The organism is Rubrobacter taiwanensis (assembly GCF_004337705.1).
GTDB lineage: Bacteria > Actinomycetota > Rubrobacteria > Rubrobacterales > Rubrobacteraceae > Rubrobacter_C > Rubrobacter_C taiwanensis.
In genome coordinates, this window is sequence record NZ_SKBU01000014.1 from 92,040 (window position 1) to 108,134 (window position 16,095).

20 protein-coding genes and 1 tRNA gene are annotated in these 16,095 nt (G+C 67.0%); 10 read left to right on the forward strand and 11 right to left on the reverse strand.

Annotation, left to right across the window (positions count from 1 at the left end; translation table 11 throughout):
* Nucleotides 1-26: 26 nt before the first annotated feature.
* The 5 genes from E0L93_RS07370 to E0L93_RS07390 all read right to left on the reverse strand — a co-directional run bounded on the left by E0L93_RS07370 (nt 27) and on the right by E0L93_RS07390 (nt 4,407).
* Nucleotides 27-629, reverse strand: coding sequence for an ATP-dependent Clp protease proteolytic subunit (locus E0L93_RS07370; protein ID WP_132690489.1), 603 nt, complete (start codon nt 627-629; stop codon nt 27-29).
* Entirely contained in the window at nt 626-1,990 is a 1,365-nt protein-coding gene (gene tig / locus E0L93_RS07375; RefSeq protein WP_132690491.1) for a trigger factor, read from the reverse strand. Before tig ends, E0L93_RS07370 begins: the two co-directional genes overlap by 4 nt.
* A 39-nt stretch (nt 1,991-2,029) precedes the next feature.
* Nucleotides 2,030-2,112 (reverse strand) — tRNA-Leu (locus tag E0L93_RS07380).
* A 50-nt stretch (nt 2,113-2,162) separates the two neighbouring features.
* Nucleotides 2,163-2,924 carry a glycerophosphodiester phosphodiesterase gene (locus E0L93_RS07385; RefSeq protein ID WP_165874225.1) on the reverse strand — a complete coding sequence of 254 codons (762 nt, stop codon included), beginning with the start codon at nt 2,922-2,924 and terminating at the stop codon, nt 2,163-2,165.
* Nucleotides 2,925-3,009: 85 nt separating this feature from the next.
* Nucleotides 3,010-4,407: a S8 family serine peptidase gene (locus E0L93_RS07390; protein ID WP_165874226.1), complete on the reverse strand. Its 1,398-nt coding sequence runs from the start codon at nt 4,405-4,407 to the stop codon at nt 3,010-3,012.
* Between the two features lie 237 nt (nt 4,408-4,644).
* Here E0L93_RS07390 and E0L93_RS07395 point away from each other — a divergent pair, with 237 nt between their 5' ends.
* The 3 genes from E0L93_RS07395 to E0L93_RS07405 all read left to right on the forward strand — a co-directional run bounded on the left by E0L93_RS07395 (nt 4,645) and on the right by E0L93_RS07405 (nt 6,487).
* Nucleotides 4,645-4,992, forward strand: coding sequence for a hypothetical protein (locus E0L93_RS07395; protein ID WP_132690497.1), 348 nt, complete (start codon nt 4,645-4,647; stop codon nt 4,990-4,992).
* Nucleotides 4,993-5,017: 25 nt separating this feature from the next.
* Nucleotides 5,018-5,287: a hypothetical protein gene (locus tag E0L93_RS07400; RefSeq protein WP_132690499.1), complete on the forward strand. Its 270-nt coding sequence runs from the start codon at nt 5,018-5,020 to the stop codon at nt 5,285-5,287.
* Between the two features lie 198 nt (nt 5,288-5,485).
* A complete protein-coding gene (locus tag E0L93_RS07405; protein ID WP_132690501.1) occupies nt 5,486-6,487 on the forward strand; it encodes a CPBP family intramembrane glutamic endopeptidase in 1,002 nt (333 codons plus the stop codon).
* A gap of 10 nt (nt 6,488-6,497) precedes the next feature.
* Here the strand turns inward: E0L93_RS07405 and E0L93_RS07410 are convergent, their stop codons facing one another.
* Nucleotides 6,498-6,788 carry a helix-turn-helix domain-containing protein gene (locus tag E0L93_RS07410; protein WP_132690503.1) on the reverse strand — a complete coding sequence of 97 codons (291 nt, stop codon included), beginning with the start codon at nt 6,786-6,788 and terminating at the stop codon, nt 6,498-6,500.
* A 10-nt stretch (nt 6,789-6,798) separates the two neighbouring features.
* On the reverse strand, nt 6,799-7,635 hold the full coding sequence (locus tag E0L93_RS07415) for a deoxyribonuclease IV (RefSeq protein WP_165874227.1): 837 nt from the start codon (nt 7,633-7,635) through the stop codon (nt 6,799-6,801).
* Nucleotides 7,636-7,738: 103 nt separating this feature from the next.
* Between E0L93_RS07415 and E0L93_RS07420 the strand changes: the two genes are divergently transcribed.
* Both E0L93_RS07420 and E0L93_RS07425 read left to right on the forward strand, forming a co-directional pair.
* The gene (locus E0L93_RS07420; protein ID WP_132690507.1) at nt 7,739-8,188 is read left to right on the forward strand and encodes a hypothetical protein; all 450 of its coding nucleotides are present in this window, start codon (nt 7,739-7,741) and stop codon (nt 8,186-8,188) included.
* A 161-nt stretch (nt 8,189-8,349) separates the two neighbouring features.
* The gene (locus tag E0L93_RS07425; protein ID WP_132690509.1) at nt 8,350-8,874 is read left to right on the forward strand and encodes a rhomboid family intramembrane serine protease; all 525 of its coding nucleotides are present in this window, start codon (nt 8,350-8,352) and stop codon (nt 8,872-8,874) included.
* Here the strand turns inward: E0L93_RS07425 and E0L93_RS07430 are convergent.
* Nucleotides 8,864-9,250 (reverse strand): Fur family transcriptional regulator, encoded by a 387-nt coding sequence (locus E0L93_RS07430; protein ID WP_132690511.1) that lies wholly within the window; start codon nt 9,248-9,250, stop codon nt 8,864-8,866. The two genes, E0L93_RS07425 and E0L93_RS07430, sit on opposite strands and share 11 nt — an antisense overlap.
* A 147-nt stretch (nt 9,251-9,397) precedes the next feature.
* Here E0L93_RS07430 and E0L93_RS07435 point away from each other — a divergent pair, with 147 nt between their 5' ends.
* Genes E0L93_RS07435 through E0L93_RS07455 form a run of 5 tightly spaced genes read left to right on the forward strand, consistent with a single transcriptional unit; the run spans nt 9,398 to nt 13,272 of the window.
* Nucleotides 9,398-9,763, forward strand: coding sequence for a SaoD/DsrE family protein (locus E0L93_RS07435; RefSeq protein WP_132690513.1), 366 nt, complete (start codon nt 9,398-9,400; stop codon nt 9,761-9,763).
* A gap of 9 nt (nt 9,764-9,772) precedes the next feature.
* Nucleotides 9,773-9,967, forward strand: coding sequence for a hypothetical protein (locus E0L93_RS07440; RefSeq protein WP_132690515.1), 195 nt, complete (start codon nt 9,773-9,775; stop codon nt 9,965-9,967).
* Between the two features lie 49 nt (nt 9,968-10,016).
* Nucleotides 10,017-10,541, forward strand: coding sequence for a hypothetical protein (locus E0L93_RS07445; RefSeq protein WP_132690517.1), 525 nt, complete (start codon nt 10,017-10,019; stop codon nt 10,539-10,541).
* Complete coding sequence (locus E0L93_RS07450; RefSeq protein ID WP_132690519.1) at nt 10,534-11,646, forward strand: NAD(P)/FAD-dependent oxidoreductase; 1,113 nt, start codon at nt 10,534-10,536, stop codon at nt 11,644-11,646. Before E0L93_RS07445 ends, E0L93_RS07450 begins: the two co-directional genes overlap by 8 nt.
* A complete protein-coding gene (locus E0L93_RS07455; protein WP_132690521.1) occupies nt 11,647-13,272 on the forward strand; it encodes a nucleoside recognition domain-containing protein in 1,626 nt (541 codons plus the stop codon).
* 168 nt (nt 13,273-13,440) lie between these two features.
* Here the strand turns inward: E0L93_RS07455 and E0L93_RS07460 are convergent, their stop codons facing one another.
* From E0L93_RS07460 to E0L93_RS07470, 3 genes are read right to left on the reverse strand one after another with little or no spacing between them, the layout of a single operon-like run.
* Nucleotides 13,441-14,286, reverse strand: coding sequence for a metal ABC transporter permease (locus tag E0L93_RS07460; protein WP_132690523.1), 846 nt, complete (start codon nt 14,284-14,286; stop codon nt 13,441-13,443).
* Nucleotides 14,287-14,288: 2 nt separating this feature from the next.
* A complete protein-coding gene (locus E0L93_RS07465) occupies nt 14,289-15,053 on the reverse strand; it encodes a metal ABC transporter ATP-binding protein (protein ID WP_243638146.1) in 765 nt (254 codons plus the stop codon).
* A 1-nt stretch (nt 15,054) separates the two neighbouring features.
* Nucleotides 15,055-16,095: a metal ABC transporter substrate-binding protein gene (locus E0L93_RS07470; RefSeq protein WP_165874229.1), complete on the reverse strand. Its 1,041-nt coding sequence runs from the start codon at nt 16,093-16,095 to the stop codon at nt 15,055-15,057.

Genomic DNA, 16,095 nt, shown 5'->3' on the forward strand with positions numbered 1-16,095 from the left:
GTCCAACGCTCTCTCTTTCCCCTCCTCTAGTGACTCCGGACGATGTTGTCTATAACACCGTACTCAATGGCCTCCTCGGGGCCCATGATGTAGTCGCGGTCGGTGTCGCGCTCGATCTTCTCGTAGGGCTGGCCGGTGTGCTCGGCCAGGATCTGGTTGAGCCGCTTCTTGGTCGCGATGAGCTCCCGGGCGTGGATCTCCACATCGGAGGCCTGTCCGGCGATACCGCCCACGTGCGGCTGGTGCAGCAGTATCCTCGTGTTCGGCAGCGCGTTGCGCTTGCCCTTCGTGCCGGCGGCGAGCAGGAACGCCCCCATCGAGGCGGCCATGCCCAGCGCCGTCGTCACGATGTCGGGCCTGACGAACTGCATCGTGTCGTAGATCGCAAGCCCCGCGTGCACACTGCCGCCCGGAGAGTTGATGTAGATGTTGATGTCCTGCTCGGGGTCCTCGCTCTCCAGGTGCAACAGCTGCGCCATGACCGAGTTGGCCACCTGGTCGTCTATGGGCGTGCCGAGGAAGATGATCCGGTCCTTCAGCAGCCGGGAGTAGATGTCCATGGCCCGCTCGCCGCGCGGGCTCTGCTCGATGACGTAGGGGATGACCCCCAGGGGATCGTAGTGGCTCACCGCTCCTGCTCCTCTCCGCTCTCGGCCGCCTCAGCTTCTGCCTCTTCGGCCTCCTCTTCCTCTAACTCCGTCGGGATGGCGTTCTCGGCCAGAAAGTCCAGCGCTTTGCGCCGGGCGATCTCCTCTTCCAGCAGCTGGAAGGTCCCGTTCTTCTTCATGCTCTCGACAAGCTCGTTCACATCGCGCCCGGAGTCCTCGGCCAGATGCTCTATCTCGTGCACAACCTCTGACTCCTCGACCCGGATGTCCTCCGCCCGGACCACCGCGTCCAGCACGAGCTCCTTCCGAACCACGTCCTCGGCGTCCGGCCGGGCCTGCCGGGCGACCTCCTCGCGGGTGGTCTGCGCGATCTGGTAGTACTGCTCGGGCTTTATGCCCTGCGCCTGCACGTTGCGCTCGAAGCTCTCGACCATCTCCCGCACCCGGTCTTCCACCATTACCTCGGGCACCTCGACCTCGGCGTTCGCCGCCACCACGTCCAGCACCCGGGCGCGGAACTCGCCCTCGGCCTGCCTCCGCGCAGCTTCCTCCAGCTGCTCCCGGATGGCGCCCCGAAACTCCTCCAGAGTGTCGAACTCGCTCGCCTCCATGGCGAACTCGTCGTCGAGCGGCGGCAGGTCGCGCTCCTTGATCTCCTTGACGTGCACCCTGAAGAGCACCGACTGCCCGCGCAGCGACTCGTCCCGGTAATCCATCGGGAAGGTGACGCCGAACTGCTTGCGCTCCCCGGCGTTCATCCCGACAAGATTCTTCTCGAACTCCTCTAGAAACTCGCCCCGGCCAACCTCCAGCATGTAGTCCTCGGCCTCGGCCCCCTCTACAGGACCTCCGGCCATCCGCTCACCCTTGAAGTCCAGGATGACGAAGTCGCCCTCCCGCACGGGCCGGTCCTCGACCGCCGCCAGAGTCGCAAACTGGTTCCGGAACTCCTCCAGCTGCCGGTCCACGTCCTCATCGGAGACCTCGACCTTCCGCCTGGGAACCTCCACGCCCTTGTACTCGCCGAGGCGGGCCTCGGGCCGCACCTCGACGGTCGCCGAGAACTTGAAGCTCTTACCCTCCTCCGGCGGACTGTCGAAGGAGATCTCCGGCCGGTCTATCGGGCGCAGCCGGCTCTTCAGCACCGCATCCGAATACCAGTTCGGCAGACTGTCCTGAAGAGCCTCCATGAAGATGTAGTCCCGCCCGAGATGACTCTCGATGACGCGGCGCGGAGCCTTGCCCGGACGAAAGCCGGGAACCCGGATCTTCCTGGCAAGCTCCCGGACCTTGGCCTCCACGCCCTTCTGAACCTGCTCAGGCGCGACCTCCACGTCCATCCTGACCTTGTTGTCTTCGAGCTTCGTAACGTTGACCGACATATACTCCAACTCTTCTCGAACTTACCCGACCCGCTTGAGTGCGAGAGGCGGGATTTGAACCCGCACGCCACAAAGGGCACTAGATCCTAAATCTAGCGTGTCTACCATTCCACCACTCTCGCATGCAACGGCTAGAGGGATTATAGCAGCAGACGGTCGGGGCCCGGGGCGGTTACGCTACAGGCGCAACACCGCCGCTCCGGGTCGCCTTACGGGTCTTCCGGTACTCCTCCCTCACCGCAACGAGCCTCTCCGGCACGTTAGTGCAGATCCCGTCCGGCTCGTACTCCAGGAGCCGCTCCAGCACCCTCCGGCGGTCTTCCTGCCACAGGATGACCCCCATACCAGACCGCCGCGCCGCTTCGACAAGGCCCTGCCCTAGCAGCCGGTGCGGTTCGGGATGCGCCCTCTCCCAGCAGAGGTGCACGTAGTTTGCGCCCAGCCGCTCTCCGAGGCGCAGAACCTGCCCCGGGTCCGTATGCGCCGAGAGCACTGAGGTGGGGAGGCCGGAATCCAGCTCCCGCACCCGGGCCACCTCCGACGGATGGAAGGAGCCGATGAGTACCTGATCCTGCATCTCCAGCTCGCTCACCAGCCGCACGACCGAGCTTGCAACACCCGTCGCCTTCAGCTCCAGATAGGTCTCTATCCGGCTCCGGGCCCAGCAGAGCACCTCCTCAAGCTCCGGGATCCGGGGCTCCGGCCGGCGAGCGGATATCTCCTCGCACGAGAGCTCGGAGACGGAAGCTCTTCCGGCCCCGCTGCCGAGACCGGCGTCGTGAACCACGACCGGCACCCCGTCCCGGCTCACCCGCACATCCAGCTCGATGAGATCCGCACCCGCCGCATCAGCGGCCCTAAAGGCGCGCATGGTGTTCTCCGGCTCCGCCGCCGAAGAGCCCCGGTGCGCGATCACGGCTGTCGAGCCGGGCATCATCCCCTCCTCGCGCTGAGCTTGACACAACCCGCAATGGTGTAAACTACACCGCCCGCCGTGTCAAACGGAGCGCTCCGAAAGCTCACCGCGCGGCGTTGACCCGGCCGTGACCGTAGTAGGGATCCCTGCCCGGCTCGCCCAGATCGTCGGCGGACCGCCGCAGAGCGGTTTCGACCTGCGAGGGGTGCATCTGGCCGCCGTTCCGGGCGATAACGATCGCCGCAACGCCCGAGGCATGCGGAGCGGCCATGCTGGTCCCGGCCGCCCAGCCCCAACCGCCGGAGATGGCGCTGTACACCAGATCGAAACGCCAGCACTCATCGGTCACCCCGGCGACGGTGCAGACCCGCCCAGACTCCCGCAGGTTGGAATCGACGTTGCCGCCGGGAGCGGCGAGGTCTATCGCCGAACGGCCGTAGTTGGTGTAGAAGGCCGGCAGATCGAGGTCCGTATCCGGATCGAGCGCCCAGCCGTTAGGACCGGTAGCGGAGATGCTAATGACGTTCGGCAGGTCCGCGGGCAGCACGGTCTGAGACCCGTCCCGGTCACGGTCGAAAGAGCTGTTGCCGGCCGAGGCGATGATCGTCGTGCCCTCCCGGTAAGCGTAGCCGGTGGCGCGCTTCATCAGGTTGACGAGCTCGGAGATCTCACGCGCGCTCACGCAGTCGCCCTCGACGCAGTACCCCCCGCGCGAGGGCAACACACCCCCGAGGCTCATGTTGATGATATCGGAGTCTATGTTGGCGGCGTAGACGATGCCCTGCGCCACACCGGAGAAGGTGCCGCTGCCGGTAAACTCGGAGAGCACCTTCACGGCCACTATCTCGGCCTCCGGCGCCACACCTATCACCCCCTCGCCGTTCTCGGCCGCAGCGAGGGTCCCGGCCACGTGCGTGCCGTGGTTGAAGTACACACCGGGCCGCACATAGTAATCCTCGCCGGGAACGAAGGAGGCACTGAGCTCCTCGTTGAGATTGGGGGCGAGATCGGGGTGCTGCCGGTCTATCCCGGAATCGAGCACCGCTACCCGCACCCCGGCCCCGCGCCCGCCAGCGGCCCAGGCCCGGACGGCATCGACCGCAGCGTGACCCCACTGCAGATCGAAGTACGGGTCTTCGGCCCCGCTGGCCGGCGGGTCGCCGATCCGGGCAGCCACTCCCCGATGCTCGGGCTCTATCCACCGGATCTCGATGTCCGGGACCACCGCCCGGACGCCCCGGATCCCCGAAGCCCTCTCGGCGAAGCCCGCGTCTCCGGAGCGCACGACCGCAGCCCCTATCTCCGGTATGGCATCAACCACCGTGCCGCCGGCCTCCTCGACCCTCTGCTGCAGACCGGGCGGCAGGGATTCCTCGCGCGCGATGAGTACGTACTCCCGCTCCCCCGAATCCGCACCCGCAGATGCAGCAAGGAACGCTGCAACAAGCATCGCGGCAGACGAAATGATCAACGCGAGCAAGCCCCGTGAGACAGAACTCATCTTCCCCATCCCTCCATGTAACCGCTCTTAAAGGACGTACGGATTCTATAGCATCCTCACACCTCATGCCAGAGCGAGCCCCACCTCTCCGCCAGAGAGCGGATATTCTAAAAGCGTAGAAGCGCACAGATGCAAAATATCGCGGTTTCTTACAAAAATAGCAAAAACTCTGGATCGTTGGTGTAATCTGTAGGTTAGGAAAACGATGCGAAGAGAGATCAGGGGGTAACGGAGCCCATGGAGCCCAGAAGAGTAGCCCTCAAACCGCATACCTCCAAGATTCGGCGCTGGGTCAATGAGGGACGCTCTGACGAGTGGATCGCCAAGGAGCTGAACACGACGCCTTCGAGCGTGCAGAGCTTCCGGTCGCGCAATTCCATCTACCGCCGGGATCCCGTCCGGCGCGGGGAGATCTCGGAGCACAAGGTCGTACTGGACGAGAACGAAACGGGGCTCGTACTCATGACCGAGGCTGCGGAGTCGGAGGTCTTCCGGCGGGCCTGGAAGGACTATCTGCGGCGGCCGCCGGGAGATCTCCAGCTGGTGGTGACTCAGGAGCGGATCTACGTCGAGAAGGTGAGGTAGCATCGGCGGTTCGGACCACATCCGCTTGGATCTCTCCGTAGAAGAGGCTTCGGTCCTGCATGAAGCTCTTGAGCAGCTGCTGGAGAGCCAGAGCTTCCCGCGGCTGGAGCGCGTGCATCGGCTCCTGAGCTGGCGCCTTGCGGCCGCGAGCGACGAGACGGCCTCAGGTCTGACCGCCGAGCTCGCCCGCCTCGCGCGCGAAGCCTCGACGCTGGAGGAGTACGAAGCTGCGCGGGACCGCGTGCTAGGTCCCATACTGGAGCGGCTGGAGAGCCCCGAGAACCGAGACCCGTGATACCGTTGCTGAATCGTTATCCCGTCTTGTCCGGCATGTAATCCGGACCGCCTATACTTCCCCCTACCGGGCACCCCCCTCCAAACGCCCGCTGAAGACGCACCCGGCCCCGACCACGCAAAACCGTTCGCGGGCCGGGTTTTCTCGTTGTGCTAACCTTTCGGGCGTGAACGGCGAAACCCCCACCGGAGAGAACTGATGGGAGCGGGAGCGACGATCTTCCTGACCACCCTGGTGGTCATCCTCGCTCTCATCGCCCATCAGGGGAAGCGCAGCCGCCGGGCTCAGGCGAGCCTGGCGATGATCCTGCTCTTCCTCTCCCTGATGGTCGCCGGCGTTGGGGTGCTGCTCTTCTTCACGCTGAGACTTGAGGGCGGCGCCGGGATCTCTACCGCCGCGGCCGGCGCCATGGCGGCCATCCTGGCTCTGGCGGGCCTCGCCGGGATGGCGCTCTGCCTCTGGCCGCTGCGCCGCCTCACCGGACGCCGGGTGAAGCGGGCGAAGCTGGCGGAGCCCACGATCTTCCTCGGCGTCTGGCTCTTCATCATGGTGCTCGCCAACAACCTGATCGGATTCATAGCCTTCATGGCGGTCCCGGACGTCACCGAGCTGCTGCCGGGCGGCGGGGATCTGCTCTCTCCGGCCGAGATCCTGACCACCGCCCTGCCGCTCGTCGTGGTGGCGCTCTTCGGCGTCGGGTTCCTGATCCGCCGCAACGTGCGCCAGACCGCGCGGCGGCTGGGGTACGGAGGCATCTCGGCTCCCGAGCTGGGCATCGTCGGCCTCTTCGTGCTGGGTAGCCTCGGGCTGGCGTTCGCGGCGGATGCGGCGTTCGAGTACCTGCAGCCCGAGCTCTACCGGGAGGTCGGAGACATCTCGGAGGGGCTCTTCGTGCCCGCCGGAAGACCTCCGCTCGAAGCGGCGCTCTTCGCCCTGCTGATCGGGATCAGCGCGGGTTTCAGTGAGGAGACGCTCTTCCGGGGCGCCGTTCAGCCCGCGCTGGGCATCTTCGCCACCTCCGTGCTCTTCACCTCCATGCACATCCAGTACGGCCCCTCGGTAGTGCTGATTCAGATCTTCATCTGGTCTCTGGCCGTAGGGATTCTGCGCAGGAAGATAAACACCACCGCCGCGTTCCTGGCGCACGCGGCGTACAACTTCCTGGTCGTGATGCTGGCCTACGCGGGCTTTGGAATCTGATTACCCGGAATCAGGCCGCCATGGATTCGGCGGCTGCGGGCGGTTCGAGCTCGTCCGCAATATGCCGCAGAAGCTCGCCGACGCCGATACCGAGCCCGCGGGCGATGCTCTCCAGAACGCGGGAGGACGGGTCCTTCTCACCGCGCTCTATCTCGGCCAGGTAAGAGACGGAGATGTGAGCCCCCTCGGCGACCTCCCGCAGGGTGAGGCGGCGCGCGGTGCGTATCGCTCGCAGCGTGCTGCCGACGGTGCTCAAAAGATCTTTCCTGATCGGGGGTGCCCCTACGTTGACCGCCTCCATGCGTTAGATTCTATACGCGCGCCGCAACGATTGGCAAGCCGCCCGCAAGCTCTTTGACGAGCCGGATCTGCCGGATGTTGACCTCCGGGGTCGAGTACGGCGTCTCCATCACCAGCGGAACGCCCGGCAGCGCAGCGAAGAGCTCGCGCCAGGATCCGAGCGGTATCCGTCCCTCCCCGATCCTTCTGTGCCCGTCCCGGCGACTCCCGGCCGGATTCTTCGCGTCGTTCAGATGCAGCAACGCCACCCGCTTTAGCCCCACGTTCTCCTCCAGCTCCTCCATAAACGCCGGAACATTCTCCGGCACGGAGAGGTCGTAGCCCGCGACGTGAGCGTGAGCGGTGTCCACGCAGACCCGTAGCCCGGACTTCCGGGCGAGCTCTCCCAGAGAGGCGAAGTCCGCGCACAGCTGCGTCCCGGCTCCGGCAGAGTTCTCTATGACGAGCTCGGTCTCTACCCCTCCGGCCAGCTCCAGCACCCGGGCGACGCCCCGGGCGGCCCGCTCCAAAGCCCCCGCTCCGCCGCTCGCCCCGGCGCTGCCGGGGTGAAAGACCACAAAATCCGCTCCAAGGCTCGCCGCCAGCCGGACCTCGGCCGCCAGCGCCTCGGCGGACTTCTGCCAGTGGTCCTCCCGGCGGGTGGCGAGGTTGATGAGGTACTTGGCGTGCACCACGACCGGGCAGAGCCCCGCAGCACCCTCCCTGAAGGCTGCCGCATCCGGGCGGCTTCCGGGCACGGCCCAGCCCTGCGGGTTGGAGACGAAGATCTGCACCGCCTCACAACCCCACTCTTCTGCTATCTTCAGCGTCTTTCTAAGCCCGCCGGAGGTCGGCAGGTGCCGCCCCACGCGGCTGGTCCTCCCGGTCACGCAGGAGATTGTAGCCTGTTTGCAACTCCCCCGCCCGCAGAGCGTATAATCTCTACGAGAACCCAGGAAGGAGTTTCATATCGTGACCGTCGAGGGCAAGGTAGCGAAGATCCTGAGCCACCGCGAGATCGTAATAAACCGCGGGAAGCAGTCCGGGGTGAAGAAGGGCATGCGCTTCGAGATCTTCGACCCGGAAGGCGAGGAGGTCTGGGACCCGGACACGGGCGAAACCCTGGGCCGCGTCGAAGACATCAAAGCCCGGGCCGAGGTCACCGAGGTTAGAGACCGCTTCTCGGTGGCCCGTATCTACACCTCGCAGGCCCCGTTCTCGGGCTTCGAGGAGATGCAGGAGAACCTGCAGCGCGTCTTCCAGCAGCTCTTTGGCGAGGGCGCACAGGTGCAGGGCTTCGGGTTCCCCCAGCAGGACTCGGGCGCGGCCCCGGAGGATCTGGAGGAGATGTTCGGCGGACCGCTGGAAGACGCCTCGAAGATCCAAGTCGGCGACGCCGCTAGAGAGATCAAGGGCCGCTGAAAGAGCTGCTCCGCACCCCGGTAACCTCCGCCCTCATACTCGCCTGCGTCGCGGTCTACGTCGGCGTCGCGGCACTGAGCGCTCTGGCCGGTGCCTCATTCGTCGGCGCGCTCGTCAGCCCGCCGCTCGGAGCGCTGGTCTTCGCCGGCGCCGTAGCCCCGGTGCTGGTCGCCGACGGCGAAGTCTGGCGGCTCGGCAGCAGCATGCTGCTGCACGGCAGCTTCGCCCACCTGGCGGTGAACATGATCGCGCTCTTCTTCCTCGGCACCTTCGCCGAGAGCGTGCTGGGCCGCGCGAAGTTCCTGGCGCTCTTTCTGGTGAGCGGCCTCTCCGGAGGCATAGCGCTGCTCTACTTCGGCAGCTTCGACACCCCGGCCGTCGGAGCCTCGGGAGCCATCTTCGGCCTCGTCGGCGGCATCCTGGGACTGGCGCTGCGCCAGGGCACCTTCTCCTGGCAGAACCCCATCATCCGCCAGCTCCTGATCCTGACGGTCATAAACCTCTTCATCGGAGCGTCCATCCCCCAGGTCAGCAACACGGCTCACGTCGGCGGTCTCGTCGGCGGCGCGCTGTTCGGTTGGCTGGTCTCCGATGCCGCCTTCCAGCGCCGCAGCGCCTTGCCCCCAACCCTCATCTTCCTCGGCCTCGAAGCCGCCCTGATAGCCTTCTGGCTGCTCACCCTCTAGCACAGGCCGGACACCGCCCGTACAGAGTCAGATGGTGCTCCTCGACCGTGTAGCCACCCGGCAAACGGGTGCCCCGAGGCACCCCAACCGGACATACCTCCAGATCAAACACCCCCCCGCACCCCGAACACCGGAAGTGGTGGTGGTGCCCGATCCCGGCCGCCTCATAGCGCCGCTCCTCCCCCGGCAGACTTACCACCACCACCTTCCCCTCCTCCAGCAAAAGATTCAGCGCCCGGTAAACGGTAGCTATCCCTAACCCCGGCAACTCATCCGAAGCCCGCTCGTGTATCTGCCCGACCGCCAGCGGCCCCTCGGCGCTGAGGATGGTATTGAGAATTGCCTCTCTCTGTTTCGTCCGCCGTACCCGGCTCATCTTCCTCCCTGCCTCGCTATCCGCCCCCTCACAGCAATCTCTACGCGATATTTTTACCCCTCCCATTGACAACCGCAAAGTCTCGCCCTTTAATGATAACAATTTATCATTTATATCGAGCGCTATGGGCTACGAGGAGGTAGATCGGTGAAGGTTGCGTACATCTTCAGCACTTCGGGGCACACGGCGAGCTACAAGCTGGGGCGCATGATTCTGCCGCAGCTGGAGGAGGGTAGTCACGGGGCCGAGGTGGTTGGGATGTTCTTCTTCGACGACAACACGTACATTCTGCGTGCTGGAGATCCGCTAGGCGAGCGGCTGGCGAGTGTGGCGGCCGAGCGGGGCATTCTGCTCATGCTCTGTGACCGGTGTGCGTTGGAGCGTGGTCTCGCCGAGGGTGAGCCCCTCGATGCCCGGCCTGTGGGGACCGTCAGAGGGGTCAGGGTGGGGTGTTTCCCGGATCTCTACGGTGCCCTCTCCGATGACCCGCCCCAGCAGGTGATTACTCTCTGAGAGGGTGGGGTGAAGGGGAAGCTCAAGAGCGCGCCGCCCGACGCCGCTGGGATGCGGCGGCGTGTGGAGGAGGCCCTGCTTAAAGAGGCGCTGGGCCTGGAGCTCACCGGGCGGGAGCGCAGGATCGTGCAGTGGGTCCGCAACGGCAACGGTTGTGTGGCCTGCGCGATGATCTCCCGGGAGATTGCGGGACGGAGGACATAGAAAGACCCGGCAGCTATCGCGGCTGGAGATCCCGGGCGGGGTTCGGAAGATGGGTCGGGCGTTGCTGGACCAGCAGCTCTGGTGCTGGGGCCGGGATATAGTCCGTCCGCAGGGGAACGTTCTGCTGCGGTACGGCTTCTCCCGCTCGCGGCCGCCGGAGGGCAGGTTCGGAAGCAGCGCCTACACCCTGCGCCCGGACCCGCGCATCAGGATCACGCTCTGGGGCTTCGGAGTCTTCTACGGGAGCGCCGGCTCCGGCGGGCTCTTTCTCAAGCGCCGGTCCTTCAGCCCGCTGCTCACCCCGCAACCGGACCCCGGAGGCGCCTGGAGCCAGGCCGATCTGCCTCCGGTGCACTCCCCGGCGAGCCGGGAGGAGTGCCGGACCGCCCGCCGCCTCTTGTGCGACGTTCTGGGCTGGATAGCGGAGTACGAACGCTGGGTGCGCACCGAACTCGGGCCGGACCACCGGCGGCTCTGCGTCGCCGAGTGGCCGAAGGCCGCGCTCCCGGCGGATGAGATGGCCGAGGGCTGGCTGAAGCTGGCCCGCTTCTTCGAGGAGGAAGAGAGTGCGTGAGCTGGACGTGGCCGTAGTCGGGGCCGGAGCCGCTGGCATCGGCTGCGGGGTGGTGCTGGATGACCTGGAGCTGGACTTCGAGATCCTGGAACGCTACGAGATCGGAAGCTCCTTCGAGCGCTGGCCGGAGGAGATGCGCTTCATAACCCCCTCGTTCACCGGCAACGCGTTCGGCGCGATGGACCTGAACGCGATCGCTCCCGGCACCTCGCCGGCCTACACGCTGGGCTGCGAGCACCCCACCGGCCGGGAGTACGCCCGCTACCTGCGCGGGGTCGCCGACTACTTCGAGCTGCCCGTCCGGACCGGGGTGGAGGTCCACGACGTGCAGCCGCTGCCGGAGGGAGGCTTCGAGCTCGATACCTCCCGGGGGGAGCTGCGCAGCCGCTTCGTGGTGTGGGCCGCCGGCGAGTTCCAGTACCCGGACCTGACTCCGTTCCCCGGCGCGGAGCAGCTCTGCCGCCACAGCTCGCTCGTGCGCTCCTGGCGCGCGGTGGAGGGCGACGAGATCTTGGTCATCGGCGGCTACGAGAGCGGGCTGGACGCCGCGATCCACCTCAGCGCGAGCGGCCGGCGCGTGCGCGTGCTGGACGCCGCGGCGAGCTGGGACGCCGACGACAGCGACCCGAGCCTCACGCTCTCTCCCTACACCCGGGAGCGGCTGGAGGCTGCCGCAGCTACGGGCCGCATCGAGCTCGTCGGCGACGCCCGGGTGGAGTCGGTGGAGCGTGCGGACTCCTCCGGCTACGCCGTACACGCCGCCGGCGGCCGGAAGTGGAGCACGGCCGCTCCACCCATCCTGGCCACAGGTTTCGCCGGGAGTCTGCGCCGGATCTCCGCGCTCTTCGAGTGGGAGAACGGCCACGCGGTGCTCACCGGAGAGGACGAGTCCACCGTTGTCCCGGGGCTCTTCGTGGTCGGGCCCGAGGTGCGGCATGGAGCTGCGATCTTCTGCTTCATCTACAAGTTCCGTCAGCGGTTCGCCGTGGTCGCCCGCGCTATCGCCGAGCGTCTCGGGGCGGATACCTCGATCCTGGACCTCTACCGGCAGCACGGTCTCCTGCTGGACGACCTCTCCTGCTGCGAAGACGAGTGCGTCTGCTAGATGCGCGCGCCGGTCACGACCAGGACGGTGGTAGCCGTCGGCAAGGAGAGCGCCGGCAAGTCGCGCCTCATCTCCTCGCTGACCGGCCGCAGCGCCCGAAGCTCCAACTTCCGCGGCACGACCGTGGCCTGCGAAGAGTACAGGTGCGGGGAGTACACCTTCGTGGACACACCGGGGATCTCGCGCGAGAGCGACGGGGCGGCCGTCTGCGAAGCTCTGGAACGCCTGGGCCCCGGAGACCCCGTCCTGCTGGTCGTCCCGGCCACGCATCTCGACGAGGACCTGCGGGACCTACTGCCTCTCGTCGAGGGCCGCCGGGGAGCCGTGGTAATCACGCACCGGGACCGGGTAAGCGCCGCCCCGGAGGCGCTGGAGCGCCTGAGGCGCGAATCGGGGCTGCGTTTCATCCCCGTAGACGCCCGCCACCTGGGACCCCGGGAGCGGGAGGAGGTCCTGGCGGCCCTGGGCGAGCCGGCCCGCTTCCCCGGTAGCGTCCGCCAGCGGGTGGGATGGCGCATAGAGCCCCGCGCGACGGTGCTGGAGCGACCCCGGCTGGGGCCGCTCCTCGCGCTACTCCTGCTCCTGGCTCCGGCCGTACTCTCCGTGTGGATCGCCAACACCTTCGCCGGCCTGGTGGAGCCGGCGGCCGAAACGCTGACCGCTCCCCCGGCCGCTGCCGCCGGCAACCTGCCGGAGCCGCTGCGGGAGGTCCTGGCCGGAGACTACGGGCTGCTGACCATGGGGCCGCTGCTCTTCGTGTGGGCCGTACCCACCGTGCTCGCCTTCGCCCTCTTCCTCGGCGCGTACAAGGCCAGCGGCCTCCTGGACCGCACCACCTCCGCCGTGCACCCCCTGCTGCGGCCCTTCGGGCTCGGCGGCCGGGACCTGGCGCGCGTGGTGATGGGCTTCGGCTGCAACGTGCCGGCCATGATCAACGCTCGCTCCTGTTCCGGCTGCTCGCGCGGCACTTGCGTCTCGGCCATAGCCTTCGGCTCCGCCTGCTCCTACCAGCTCGGAGCTACACTCGGGGTCCTGGCCGCCGCCGGCCTCCCCCACCTCGCGCTCCCCTATCTGCTCTACCTGGGCCTTACCACCCTCGTGTACACCCGGCTCACCTCCCCGCCCGAGGCGCGCTCCCCCCTGGACCTCCTGCCCACCGGCCGCCGCATCTTCCTGCAGCCTCCGGCACCCGCCGCCGTGTGGAGCGAAGCGCGAAACACCCTGAACATGTTCTTCCGGCAGGCGGTCCCGGTCTTCCTCGCCATAACCGCCGCAGCCTCAGTACTCAACTGGCTCGGCGCGGTCCCGGCCGCAGCCCGCCTGCTCTCCCCGGCCATGAGCCTCTTCAACCTGCCGGCGGAGGCCGCCCTGCCCGTGGTTCTGGCCTCGATCCGCAAGGACGGCATCCTGCTCCTCGCCGAAGGCTCCCTGCTGGAGAGCCTGACCCCGCTCCAGGTCCTCACCGGCGTGTACCTGGCGGGCGTGCTGCTCCCCTGCCTGGTGACCGCCCTCACCATAGCGCGCGAGCACTCCCGGACCTTCGCCCTGAAGCTGCTCGCGCGCCAGGCCCTCTTCGCAGCGGCCTTCGCCGCGATCCTGGGCTGGGCCGGCCGGCCGTTTCTCTAAGCTCCGGCAACCCCGCCGGTTTAAACGATCTCCACCGGCCCGTGATCGTCGCAGTGGCCGCGGCGCTCATAGTGCATGTGCCCGTAACTCCTCCTTATAAACCCGGTGACTCATCATCCACCCGCCTCTCTCAACCGCTCGCAAAACATGATGCCCCGGGACCAGAACTCAGTGCGAGGGGCCGGGGATGGAGGCGGCCTTCCGGACGCGCCCGGTAACAGCCAGGGTGACGAGGAAGATGGCCGTGGCGACCAGGATAATGGAGGCTCCGGAGGCGGCAGCCGCGTAGTAAGAGAGATAGATGCCCAAAACGGCCGAGAGGCTCCCGATGGCGCAGCTCGCCAGGATCATGTGGTGAAACCGGCGGGTAATGAGATAGGCCGTGGCCGCGGGGGTGACCAGCAGCGCCACGACCATCACGATGCCGACTGCCTGTATGGAAGTCACTATGGTGACGCCCAGCAGCCCTAGAAGCAGGTAGTTGAGCGCCCCGGCCGGGAGCCCGGAGGCGGCTGCGACCGTCGGATCGAAGGCCACGAAGAGCAGCTGGCGGTAGAAGGCGAACACGACCAGCAGTACCAGAGCCCCCAGAATACCTATCGTCCAGAGGTCACCCGCGGTTATGGAGAGCACGTCTCCGAAGAGGTACCCGAAGAGGTCCACCGTGTACGCCTCCACCCGGCTGATGACCAGGATTCCGAAGGCAAACGTTCCGGAGAAGAGGACCCCTATGGCGGTGTCGAAGCGGATCCGGCCGCGACGGCTTATGGCCCCGATCCCGAGCGCCGTACCCATGGCGAAGATGAACGCGCCGAGGTAGACGTTAGCCCCCAGCACGAAGGCGAGCGCTACCCCGCCGAAGCTGGCGTGCGCCAGCCCGTCCCCGATGAACGCCAGACCTTTGAGCACCACAAAGCTGCCCAGAATGCCGCAGGCGATGGCGACCAGCACCGCAGCTATGAGTCCCCGCTGCATGAACCCGAACTCCAGCGGCTCCAGCAGGTACCCGGCCACCGTCAGCCCTCCTCTATCGCCACCGTGCGGCCGCCGACGTCGATGATCCTGAGGTGGCTCCCGTACGCCGCGTTGAGCAGCTCCGGCGTGAACACCTCATCGGGCGGACCGTAAGCAACGACGCGCCGGTTGAGCAGGAGCGCCGCGTTGAAGCGTTCGGTCACGCAGGTGAGATCGTGCGTGGTGACAAGCACCGTCTTCCCCCGGTCCTGCAGCCGGCGCAGTAGGTCGAAGATCTCGTGCTGCGCCAGCGCGTCCACCCCGGAGACCGGCTCGTCCAGGAGCAGGATCTCAGCCTCCTGAGCCAGCGCGCGCGCCAGGAAGACCCGCTGCTGCTGGCCGCCGGAGAGCTCGCCGATCCTGGCCTCCGCGTGGTCCGCCATCCCGACCGTCTCCAGCGCACCCGTGACGAGCTCGCGGTCACGCCGGGAGGGCTGGCGCAAAAGCCCCAGCGCGGGCACCCGCCCCATCATCACCACGTCGAAGACGCTGACCGGGAAGTTCCAATCCACCTCTTCCCGCTGCGGCACGTAGCCCACCAGCCGCCGCACGCGCCGGCGCGGTTTGCGGCCCAGAATCTCGACCTCGCCCGCCTCATAGGGCACCAGACCCAGAAGGGCTTTGACGAGCGTGGACTTCCCGCCGCCGTTGGGCCCGATGACCCCGACCATCGAGCCCCGGGCGACCTCCAGCGTGACGCCTTCCAGAGCCCGCCGCCCGTTGTACGCGACGCTCAGGTTGCGGACGGAGAAGGCCGAATCGTCCAACTCAGGTCAGCCCCTCGACCATGCGGTCTATGTTCGTGCGCATCATGCTCAAGTAGGTGTCGGCGCTCTCGTCGTCTATGAGCGTATCGGTGTACACCTCGTAGACCTCAACGCCCGCCTCCTCGGCCACGGCGTCCGCGGCGGAGCCGGAGAACTGAGGCTCGGTGAAGATGGCCCCGACCCCCTGCTCCCGGATCTGCCGCGAGAGCTCGGCGAGCTCCCGGGCGCTCGGCTCAGCCTCGGGATTCGGGAGCACCACACCGACCTCTTCGAACCCGTACCGCTCGGCCCAATACCCGAATGCCTCATGGAAGGTGACGAGCTTGCGGTCCTCCTCGGGGATGGTCTGCGCCCGCTCCATTATGTAGGCGTCGAGCTCCTCAAGCTCCCGCAGATAAGCTTCGGCGTTCCGCTCATAGGTCCCGGCCCCCTCGGGATCCACCTCCGAAAGCGCATCCCGGATGACCTCCACGTAGTGCATGGCGTAGGTCACGTCCAGCCAGAAGTGCGGATCGCCCTCGGAGTGATCGTGCCCGTGCTCGTGGGAGTGCTCGCCTCCATGGTCATGCCCGTGCTCGTCTCCGTGGTCGTGACCATGCTCTTCTTCGTGCCCGTGGGAATGCTCGCCCTCGTGGCCGTGACCATGCTCATCCCCATGGTCGTGTGCGTGCTCCAGCGGCTCCAGGCCCTCCGAGAGCTCCACGACGCGCAGCTCGCCGCCCCCGGCGCTCTGAATGAGGCCGTCGATCCAGTCGTCCAGCCCGAGACCGTTCTTGAAGACCACCTCCGATTCCGCAATCCTGCGCGCGTCCTGCGGCGTAGCCTGGAAGGTGTGCGGGTCGCCGCCCCTCGGTACTATGCTGAACGATTCTACCCGCTCCCCACCGACCTCCCGCACGAAGTCCTCCAGAATGGGGATGGTCGCCGCAACCTGTATCCTCTCCGTCCCGGCCTCCCGGGGCTCGGCATCCCCGGCAGCGCCGCACCCCGCCGCCACAAAGATTAACAGAACCGGCAGCAGCCACACCCTCACGCTCTTCAC

Excerpts from the sequence above, each read along its gene's own strand:
- tig (WP_132690491.1), bottom strand. The coding sequence starts at position 1,990 with ATGTCGGTCAACGTTACGAAGCTCGAAGACAACAAGGTCAGGATGGAC.
- E0L93_RS07445 (WP_132690517.1), top strand. The coding sequence starts at position 10,017 with ATGGGTCGGGCGTTGCTGGACCAGCAGCTCTGGTGCTGGGGCCGGGAT.
- E0L93_RS07395 (WP_132690497.1), top strand. The coding sequence starts at position 4,645 with ATGGAGCCCAGAAGAGTAGCCCTCAAACCGCATACCTCCAAGATTCGG.
- E0L93_RS07405 (WP_132690501.1), top strand. The coding sequence starts at position 5,486 with ATGGGAGCGGGAGCGACGATCTTCCTGACCACCCTGGTGGTCATCCTC.
- E0L93_RS07390 (WP_165874226.1), bottom strand. The coding sequence starts at position 4,407 with ATGAGTTCTGTCTCACGGGGCTTGCTCGCGTTGATCATTTCGTCTGCC.
- E0L93_RS07385 (WP_165874225.1), bottom strand. The coding sequence starts at position 2,924 with ATGCCCGGCTCGACAGCCGTGATCGCGCACCGGGGCTCTTCGGCGGCG.
- E0L93_RS07430 (WP_132690511.1), bottom strand. The coding sequence starts at position 9,250 with ATGAGCCGGGTACGGCGGACGAAACAGAGAGAGGCAATTCTCAATACC.
- E0L93_RS07455 (WP_132690521.1), top strand. The coding sequence starts at position 11,647 with ATGCGCGCGCCGGTCACGACCAGGACGGTGGTAGCCGTCGGCAAGGAG.
- E0L93_RS07410 (WP_132690503.1), bottom strand. The coding sequence starts at position 6,788 with ATGGAGGCGGTCAACGTAGGGGCACCCCCGATCAGGAAAGATCTTTTG.